Source organism: Mycobacterium sp. MUNTM1, from assembly GCF_054660795.1.
On the sequence record NZ_BAAGDE010000003.1, the window covers coordinates 184326 to 193238 of the forward strand.

Annotated in this window: 8 protein-coding genes; all 8 read right to left on the reverse strand. The window is 70.0% G+C overall.

Translation table 11 applies throughout. The features are described 5' to 3' along the window. Nucleotides 1-5: 5 nt before the first annotated feature. Nucleotides 6-1109 carry a glutamate 5-kinase gene (gene proB, locus ACYQ8K_RS03250; protein ID WP_459966989.1) on the reverse strand — a complete coding sequence of 368 codons (1104 nt, stop codon included), beginning with the start codon at nucleotides 1107-1109 and terminating at the stop codon, nucleotides 6-8. Then, nucleotides 1106-2605, reverse strand: coding sequence for a GTPase ObgE (gene obgE / locus ACYQ8K_RS03255; protein ID WP_459966991.1), 1500 nt, complete (start codon nucleotides 2603-2605; stop codon nucleotides 1106-1108). The genes proB and obgE overlap by 4 nt, the downstream gene beginning before the upstream one ends. Nucleotides 2606-2667: 62 nt before the next feature. After that, nucleotides 2668-2934, reverse strand: coding sequence for a 50S ribosomal protein L27 (gene rpmA, locus ACYQ8K_RS03260; protein ID WP_008255217.1), 267 nt, complete (start codon nucleotides 2932-2934; stop codon nucleotides 2668-2670). Between the two features lie 15 nt (nucleotides 2935-2949). Then, complete coding sequence (gene rplU, locus ACYQ8K_RS03265) at nucleotides 2950-3261, reverse strand: 50S ribosomal protein L21 (RefSeq protein ID WP_007769829.1); 312 nt, start codon at nucleotides 3259-3261, stop codon at nucleotides 2950-2952. A gap of 217 nt (nucleotides 3262-3478) precedes the next feature. Beyond that, nucleotides 3479-6307: a ribonuclease E gene (gene rne, locus ACYQ8K_RS03270; RefSeq protein WP_459966994.1), complete on the reverse strand. Its 2829-nt coding sequence runs from the start codon at nucleotides 6305-6307 to the stop codon at nucleotides 3479-3481. A 332-nt stretch (nucleotides 6308-6639) separates the two neighbouring features. Further along, nucleotides 6640-7050: a nucleoside-diphosphate kinase gene (ndk, locus tag ACYQ8K_RS03275; RefSeq protein WP_459966996.1), complete on the reverse strand. Its 411-nt coding sequence runs from the start codon at nucleotides 7048-7050 to the stop codon at nucleotides 6640-6642. An 87-nt stretch (nucleotides 7051-7137) separates the two neighbouring features. Then, nucleotides 7138-7518 carry a DUF4233 domain-containing protein gene (locus ACYQ8K_RS03280; protein ID WP_459966997.1) on the reverse strand — a complete coding sequence of 127 codons (381 nt, stop codon included), beginning with the start codon at nucleotides 7516-7518 and terminating at the stop codon, nucleotides 7138-7140. Next, nucleotides 7515-8913 (reverse strand): bifunctional tetrahydrofolate synthase/dihydrofolate synthase (folC, locus tag ACYQ8K_RS03285; RefSeq protein ID WP_459966998.1); only part of this gene is annotated, 1399 nt, incomplete at its 5' end. The genes ACYQ8K_RS03280 and folC, both read right to left, overlap by 4 nt.

Genomic DNA, 8913 nt, shown 5'->3' on the forward strand with positions numbered 1-8913 from the left:
CGCCGCTAGACCGCCACCAAATCGTCGGCGTGCACCGCAGGCCGGCGCAGCTCGCCGGGCAGCTCGGAGGTCGAGCGGCCCATCATGGTGGTCAATTCGGTCGCGTCGTAGGCGACCACGCCCCGGGCCACCAGCACCGCGTCCGGGTCGCGCAATTCGACGACGTCGCCGGCGTAGAACCGCCCGGCCACCGCGGTGATTCCGGCGGGCAGCAGCGAGCGTCGCTGCCGCACCACCGCGCGCACGGCCCCCTCATCCAGCGTCAGTTCGCCGGCCACCTCGGCGGCGTAACGCACCCAGAACCGTCGCGCCGACATTCGTACCGGGCGCGCGGCGAACACCGTGCCGGCCGAGGCGTCGGTGAGCGCGGTCGCGGCGTCGGACGCGGCGGCCAGCAGCACCGGCACCCCGGCGTCCGCGGCCAGCAGCGCCGACGACATCTTCGAGGTCATCCCGCCGGTACCCAAATCGCTTCCAGGACCGGCGATTACACCGATCAGATCCGCGGATCCCGACACCTCCGGGATGAACCTGGCGCCATCGGTCTTCCGCGGATCCGAGTCGTAGAGCCCGTCGATGTCGGACAGCAACACCAACGCCTCGGCGCCGACCAGGTGGGCCACCAGCGCCGAGAGCCGGTCGTTGTCGCCGAACCGGATCTCGTTGGTGGCCACGGTGTCGTTCTCGTTGACGATCGCCACCGCGTGCAATGCGCGCAGCCGATCCAGCGTGCGCTGGGCGTTGGTGTGCTGGGCGCGCATCGAGATGTCGTGCGCGCTGAGCAGCACCTGCCCGACCGTGCGGCCATAGCGGGCGAACGCGGTACTCCACGAATTCACCAGCGCCACCTGACCGACGCTGGCGGCGGCCTGCTTCGTCGCTAAATCCCTTGGGCGACGGGATAATCCGAGTGGCTCGATGCCGGCCGCGATGGCTCCCGAGGACACGATGACCACGTCGGTACCCGCCTTCATCCGCGCCTCGATCGCGTCGACGAGCCCGGCCAGCCGGCCGGCATCGAAGACTCCCGCCGGTGTGGTCAGCGCGTTGGTCCCCACCTTGACGACCAGGCTGCGAGCAGTGCGGATGGCATCGCGGTGCTCGCTCACGACTCCTCACCGTGTTCTGTGGTTCTGCGCCGCTCCTCAGCATCGCTGCGCTCCGCGTCGTCGCCGGTGCGGCGCTGGCGCCGGGCGGCCTTGCGCTCGGCGGCGCCGACGCGCTCGGTGCGCTCCAATCGTGCGTCGGTTCCGCGTCCCGACAGGGCAACCTGTTGTCCGGCGAGCGTTTGCGGCTCCCAATCGAACGTCATCTCCCCGATCGTCACTTCGCAGCCCGGCCGCGCGCCCAGCCGCAGCAACTCCTCTTCGACACCGAGGCGCGCCAGCCGGTCGGCGAGGTATCCGACGGCCTCGTCGTTGTCGAAGTTGGTCTGGCGGATCCACCGCTCGGGGCGCGCGCCGGTGACCACGAAGGCGCCCGGCTGCTGGGGGTCGGGCTCGACGCTGAAACCGCTGTCGTCGACGGGAACCGGACGGATCACCGGACGGCGCGGCACGATCTCCGGCTGGGCCGCCTTGTACTCCGAGATCATCTTCCACAACCCAAAGATCAACGGCTGCAACCCGTCTCGCGCGACCGTCGACACCAGGAACACCGGCCAGCCGCGCTCGGCGATCTCGCCACGGACGAATTCGGCGAGCTCACGCGCCTCGGGCACGTCGATCTTGTTGAGCACCACGGCACGGGGCCGCTCGGTCAGATCGCCCAGCGTCGCATCCCCTTGCAGGGTGGGCGTATACGCGGCGAGTTCGGCCTCCAGCGCGTCGATGTCGGAGATCGGGTCGCGGCCGGGTTCGGCGGTGGCGCAGTCGACGACGTGCACCAGCACGGCGCAGCGCTCGATGTGCCGGAGGAAGTCCAGCCCCAGGCCGCGGCCCTCGGACGCGCCCGGGATCAGGCCGGGCACGTCGGCGACGGTGAAGGTGTGCTCCCCCGCCGACACCACGCCGAGGTTGGGAACCAGCGTGGTGAACGGGTAGTCGGCGATCTTGGGCTTCGCCGCCGAAATCGTGGACACCAGCGACGATTTGCCGGCCGAAGGAAAACCGATCAGGCCGGCGTCGGCGACGGTCTTGAGTTCCAGGGTCAGGTCGCGGGTCTGGCCCTGCTCGCCCAACAGCGCGAAGCCGGGGGCCTTGCGCGCCCGCGACGCGAGGGCGGCGTTGCCCAGCCCGCCGCGTCCGCCCGCGGCGGCTTCGAAGCGAGTGCCCGCGCCGACCAGGTCGGCCAGCAGCCGACCGTTCTCGTCGAGGACGACCGTGCCATCGGGCACCTTGACTTCCAGGTCCGCGCCGGCGGCGCCGTCGCGATTGTTGCCCATCCCCTGTTTGCCCGAGGGCGCGGTGACGTGCGGATGGAAATGGAAATCGAGCAGGGTGTGCACCTGCGGATCGACGACGAAGACGATGCTCCCGCCGCGCCCGCCGTTGCCACCGTCGGGCCCGCCGAGGGGCTTGAACTTCTCGCGATGGACCGAGGCGCAGCCGTTACCCCCGGCACCGGCGCGCGCGTGGATGACGACGCGGTCGACGAACCGAGGCATCGTGAATCCTCTCACCTACCACCGGGGCGCCGAAATCACCGGGCTGGGCCCGGAAACACGGGTCAGTCGGTGGCTTGTCCGGCCGCCACGATGTTGACGGTCTTGCGGCCGCGCTTGATGCCGAACTCCACGGCGCCGGCCTCCTTGGCGAACAACGTGTCGTCCCCGCCGCGCCCGACACCCACGCCCGGGTGGAACTTGGTGCCGCGCTGCCGAACGATGATCTCGCCCGCCTTGACGACCTGGCCGCCGAATCGCTTCACGCCCAGCCGCTGTGCGGCGGAATCGCGACCGTTGCGCGAGCTGGAAGCGCCCTTCTTGTGTGCCATGTTTTGTCGCCTTCGCTACTTGATTCCGGTGACCTTCAGGACCGTCAGCTGCTGACGGTGCCCCTGACGCTTGTGGTAGCCGGTCTTGTTCCTGAACTTGTGGATGCGGATCTTGGGGCCCTTGGTGTGCTCGAGCACCTCGCCGGTCACCGCGACCTTGGCCAGCGCGGCTGCGTCGGTGGTCACCTTGGCGCCGTCCACCACCAGGGCGACCGGCAGCGACACGTTCGAGCCGGGCTCGGATTCGAGCTTCTCGACCTTGACCACGTCCCCGACGGCGACCTTGTACTGCTTGCCGCCTGTCTTCACGATTGCGTAGGTCGCCATCGTCGCTCTGCTCCTTCTGCTAGCCGCTGCTCTGCGCGTCGCGCGCGAACCAGCCGCGGTGCGCGTGGTGGGTCTGGGTTGCGGGCCTGCGCCGATTCCCCGGGAGTCCCGCTGCCGCGGGCCAAGATTTTCCTCACCCGGCCGTACGACAACTGTCCAAGGGTACGTGACCAGCGGCTACAGGGTCAAACCGACCGGCGCGTTCCGGTCCGCCGGGTCAGTCCGCGTGGATCGGCGGTCCGGCCGGCCTGCCCGCAGCGCGCCGGCGCCTGGGGCGTCCCGCGACCGGCTGGCCGGCTCCAGCGGGGGCCTGCCCGGCGTCGGTGTCGTCCGAATCGTCGTCCTCGGTGTCCAGATCGTCGTCGTCGAGCTCGAGGTCCTCGTCATCGTCGCCGAGGTCCTCCTCGTCGTCGATGTCGTCGTCGTCATCGTCGTCATCGTCGTCGAGGTCGTCGTCATCGTCCGAGTCCTCGTCGTCCGTGTCGTCGTCGGTGTCCTCGTCGTCGTCGGTGTCGTCGAAGTCCTCGGCGTCCGTGACGTCGCCGGCGCGTCCCGCCTTCTCCTGGTCGAGCTCGTCGGTGGTTTCTTCGGTGGTCTCGTCGGATTCGTCGTCCTCGGACTGCGTGGAGGAGCCGGCGGCCATCGCCTTGAACATCGGGTGCTCGCCGGGGGCGTGGGTGGGCACCTTGGCCACCACCGGCTCTTCGGCCTTGTTCTTCTTGCGCCTGCCCCGGCGACCGCCCCCACCGGATTCGGACTTGCGCCCGTTCGACGGGGCCGAGTCCACCGGGTCGGTGTGCAGCAGGATGCCGCGCCCACCACAGTTCGAGCACGATGTCGAGAAAGCTTCGATGAGGCCGGTGCCCAACCGCTTGCGGGTCAGCTGGACCAAACCGAGCGACGTCACCTCGGACACCTGATGGCGGGTGCGGTCGCGGGCCAGCGCCTCAGTCAGCCGCCGGAGCACCAGATCGCGGTTGGACTCCAGCACCATGTCGATGAAGTCGATGACCACGATGCCGCCGATGTCGCGCAGCCGCAGCTGGCGCACGATCTCCTCGGCCGCCTCGAGGTTGTTCTTGGTGACCGTCTGCTCGAGGTTGCCCCCGGACCCGGTGAACTTGCCGGTGTTCACGTCGACCACCGTCATGGCCTCGGTCCGGTCGATCACCAGCGTGCCGCCCGAGGGCAGCCACACCTTGCGCTCCATCGCCTTGGCCAGCTGCTCGTCGATGCGGTGCACCGCGAACACGTCCGGCCCGGCCTGCCCGTCCGGCCCGGCGGGCGCCTCGTACTTGGTCAGCTTCGAAACCAGGTCGGGGGCAACGGAATTGACGTAATCGTTGATCGTGGTCCAGGCCTCGTCACCGGAGACGATGAGGCCGGCGAAGTCCTCGTTGAACAGGTCGCGGATCACCTTGACCAGCACGTCGGGCTCTTCGTAGAGGGCCACCGCGGCACCCGCGGCCTTCTCCTTGATCTCGATCGCCTTGGCCTCGATCTGCTTCCAGCGCTCCTGCAGGCGGGTGACGTCGCTGCGGATGTCCTCTTCCTTGACGCCCTCGGACGCGGTCCGGATGATCACCCCGGCGTCGGACGGCACGACTTCGCGCAGGATCTCTTTGAGCCGCTGGCGCTCCGTGTCGGGCAGCTTGCGGCTGATTCCGGTCGACGACGCCCCCGGCACGTAGACCAGGTAGCGGCCCGCCAGCGACACCTGAGTGGTGAGCCGGGCGCCCTTGTGCCCGACCGGGTCCTTGCTGACCTGGACGACGACATAGTCGCCGGGCTTGAGCGCTTGTTCGATCTTGCGGTCGGACCCGCCGAGTCCGGCGGCTTCCCAGTTGACCTCGCCGGCGTAGAGCACACCGTTGCGGCCGCGGCCGATGTCGACGAACGCCGCCTCCATCGACGGCAGCACGTTCTGCACGATGCCGAGATAGATATTGCCCACCAGGGAGGCCGACGCGGCCGACGTGACGAAGTGCTCGACGACGATGCCGTCCTCGAGCACCGCGATCTGGGTGTAGCGCGATCCCTGGTGCGGCTGCTCGGTGCGGACCCGGTCGCGCACGACCATCATCCGCTCGACGGCCTCGCGGCGGGCCAGGAATTCGGCCTCGGTCAGCACCGGGGGGCGGCGCCGTCCGGCATCGCGGCCGTCCCGGCGCCGCTGCCGCTTGGCTTCCAGCCGGGTCGAGCCGTTGATGCCCTTGATCTCGTTGTTCGAGCCGCCGGAGTCGTCCGCGCCGCCCTTGCGGGGCGACCGCTCGTGCACCACGGTGTTGGGCGGGTCGTCCGGCGATGAGCTCTCGTCGTTGTCGTCGCCCGATCCGGATTTGCGCCTCCGGCGCCGCCGCCGGCGGCGGCTGCCGCCGTCCGCCGAGCCGTCCTCGCCGTTGTCGGAATCGTCGGCGTCGTCAGTGTCGTCGGAATCTTGGCCGTCGGAGTCCTCGGCGTCGGCCTGACCGCCCTTCTTGCCCCGCGGTTGCCCCTCGTCGTCGTCACCGTCGTCGCCCTGGCCATCGGAACCGCCCTGCTCACCGCGCCCGCGGCCACGGCCGCGCCGGCCGCGGCGGCGGCGCCGGTTCGACGGCCGATCGGACTGCTCGTCGTCGTCGCCGTCGGAATCGTCGGAGTCGGCGCTGTCGTCGCTGCCGGCGTCCTCCTCGCGGGCATCGATCGGCTGCGGCGCGACGAACAGCGGCATGTAATGGGGCCGCTCGGCGGCGTTGTCCGGGGTCTCGAGCAGCAGCCGGGATTCGGGTTCGTCGGTCTCGTCGGCGCCCGGTGCGCGGTCCGCGTCCTCCGGGCCCGCCGGGGGCTGCGCGGACGCCAGCAGGTCGCGCACCCGGACCGCGTCGTCGCGGTCCACGGTGGAATGTGCGCTGCGGATTCGCCCGTCCAGCTCGCTCAGCGCGTCCAGCACGCGCTTGCTGGTGGTTCCCAGCGTTCGGGCCAGCGAATGAACTCTTAAACGGTCCGGCAGTTCCTCGGGCCGAGTCGATTCTTCTGATGGGTCTGCAGTCGGTGCACCGTCTACCACGTATTCTCCTCAAGCCCCCGGGCGCGTCGTTGCGACGCGGCCACGCGAGGGCTTCGCTATGGACCCGGGCCATTTCTCCCGGGCTTGTAATGGTCTCGCCCCGAGCGGTCCGGGATCGCAGACCCGCTCGGCGCCGTGCTGAATGACGGCCTGACATGCAGCGAACCAAGGCGACGGGGCTATGGTCGCGCTTGTCTAAGTCTTCATTCGGGTGTCTGACGCCGGTCCGGCGACGTTCACCCGAGACCAGTATCCCACATCAGGTCGCCGTCCCAGCCACACCTGATGCAGCCTGCTTCAGCAAAGTCGCTCGGGGCGGCGTCGCCGCAGCTCTAGGCGTTGGGAAACCAGAGCGCGATCTCGCGCTTCGCGGACTCGACCGAATCCGACCCGTGCACCAGGTTGAACTGGGTCTCCAGCCCGAAATCACCGCGGATGGTCCCGGGGATCGCCTTCTCCACCGGGTCGGTACCGCCCGCCAGCTGCCGAAACGCCGCGATTGCCCGTGGCCCCTCCACGATGGCCGCCACCACCGGCCCCGAGGTGATGAACTCCAGCAGCGACTCGAAGAAGGGCTTGCCGTCGTGCTCCGCGTAGTGCTGGGCAGCCAGGTCGCGGCCGACGGGCCGCAGCTCCAGCGCGGCGATGGAGAGGCCCTTGCGCTCGATGCGGCCGATGATCTCCCCCACCAGCTGCCGCTGCACGCCGTCGGGCTTGATCAGTACCAATGTCCGTTCGGTCACGGCGGACAGCGTACATAACCAGGCGCCCCGGGGTCGGGCGACGGCGGCCGCGCCCTGCTCGGGTGGTTTTCTGCGCCCACTGCCGGGCTATTGCTGCCTGCGCCGGACCTCGGCCCGGAAGTAGGCGATCAGGCCCCACAGCGCGGTGAACAGCACGCCGATGAACCCCACCCCCGGATAGACCGCGAAACCGGCGAGCACGATCACCTGCACGCCGAGGTTGGCCCAGATCGCCCAGGGTTTGCGCTGCACACCACCCATCAGGATCAGCAACACGGCCAGCCCGATCAGGTAGACCAGCGACGCCGTCGTCAGGCCGCCGCCCACCGCGCCGACCACCGGGATCGCCAGCAGCACCACGATCGCTTCCAGAAACAGGGTCAGGGCCATCACCGCGCCGAAGCTGCGCCACGGGTCCGCGGGTGCCGCCGGGGCCCGCTCCTCGGGATTCTCGGGCACGTTCGTCATTGCGGATCACGACCGAACAGGGTCCGCGCCGCCCCGGCGGTCACCACCGACCCGGTGATGACGATGCCGGTGCCGGAGAAGGCTTCGGCCGGCCCGTCGGCGGCGGCGTCGTCGACCAGTGCCGTCGCGATGTCGATGGCGTCGCGCAGGTTCTCGGCGGTGCTCACCCGGTCGGGCCCGAACCGCTCGCGAGCCGCCAGGGCCAGCGACTCGACGTCGAGCGCCCGCGGGGATCCGTTGTGGGTCACCACGACGGCGTCGAAGACCGGCTGCAGGGCCGCCAGGATGCCGTCGACGTCCTTGTCCGCCAGCACGCTGAGCACCCCGACGAGATAGCGGAAGTCGAATTCGCCTGCCAGGGTCTGCGCCAGCGCGGCCGCGCCGGCGGGGTTGTGCGCGGCGTCGAGGAACACCGTGGGGGCGCTGCGCATCCGCTCCAGCCGGCCGGGGCTGGCGACGGCGGCGAAACCGGCGCGCACCGCCTCGACGTCGAGCTGGCGCTGCGCACCGGCGCCGAAGAACGCCTCGACGGCCGCGAGGGCCAGCGCGGCGTTGTGGGCCTGATGTTCGCCGTGCAGCGGCAGGTAGACATCGGAATACACCCCGCCCAGACCCTGCAGCTGCAGCACCTGCCCGCCGATCGCGACCTGACGACCCAGGACGGCGAACTCGGAGTCCTCGCGGGCCACCGCGGCGTCGGCTTGCACGGCCTGGGTCAACAGCACCTCCATCGCCTCGGGGGCCTGACGCCCGATGACCGCGACGGTATCGGGCGCGCCCTCGGGCGCCCGGGTGATGATGCCGGCCTTCTCCCCCGCGATGGCGGTGAGATCGTCGCCCAGGTATTCGACGTGGTCGATGGAGATCGGGGTGATGACGGCGACGGGCGCGTTGATCACGTTGGTGGCATCCCAGCGTCCGCCCATGCCCACCTCGATCACGGCGACGTCGACGGGGGCGTCGGCGAACGCGGCGAACGCCATCGCGGTCAGCACCTCGAACTTGCTCATCGCGGGGCCGCCGTCCCCCTGCGACTGGGCGTCGACCATCTGCACGAACGGCTCGATCTCGCGGTAGGTCGCCACGTATTGCGCCGGGCTGATCGGCTTGGAGTCGATCGAGATGCGTTCCACCGCCGATTGCAGGTGCGGGCTGGTGGTGCGCCCGGTGCGCCGGTGCAACGCGGTGATCAGCGCGTCGATCATCCGCGCCACCGAGGTCTTGCCGTTGGTGCCCGCGACATGGATCGACGGGTAGGCCCGTTGCGGCGAGCCCAGCAGGTCCATCAGGGCGCTGATCCGGGTCAGGCTCGGCTCGATCTTGGTCTCCGGCCAGCGCTGGTCCAGCAGGTGCTCGACCTGCAGCAGCGACGCGATCTCGTCCGGGGTGGGGTCC

What these genes read in the sequence shown, in the direction of transcription:
- rpmA (WP_008255217.1), bottom strand. Translation starts at nt 2,934, where the DNA reads ATGGCACACAAGAAGGGCGCTTCCAGCTCGCGCAACGGTCGCGATTCC.
- obgE (WP_459966991.1), bottom strand. Translation starts at nt 2,605, where the DNA reads ATGCCTCGGTTCGTCGACCGCGTCGTCATCCACGCGCGCGCCGGTGCC.
- ACYQ8K_RS03280 (WP_459966997.1), bottom strand. Translation starts at nt 7,518, where the DNA reads ATGACGAACGTGCCCGAGAATCCCGAGGAGCGGGCCCCGGCGGCACCC.
- rplU (WP_007769829.1), bottom strand. Translation starts at nt 3,261, where the DNA reads ATGGCGACCTACGCAATCGTGAAGACAGGCGGCAAGCAGTACAAGGTC.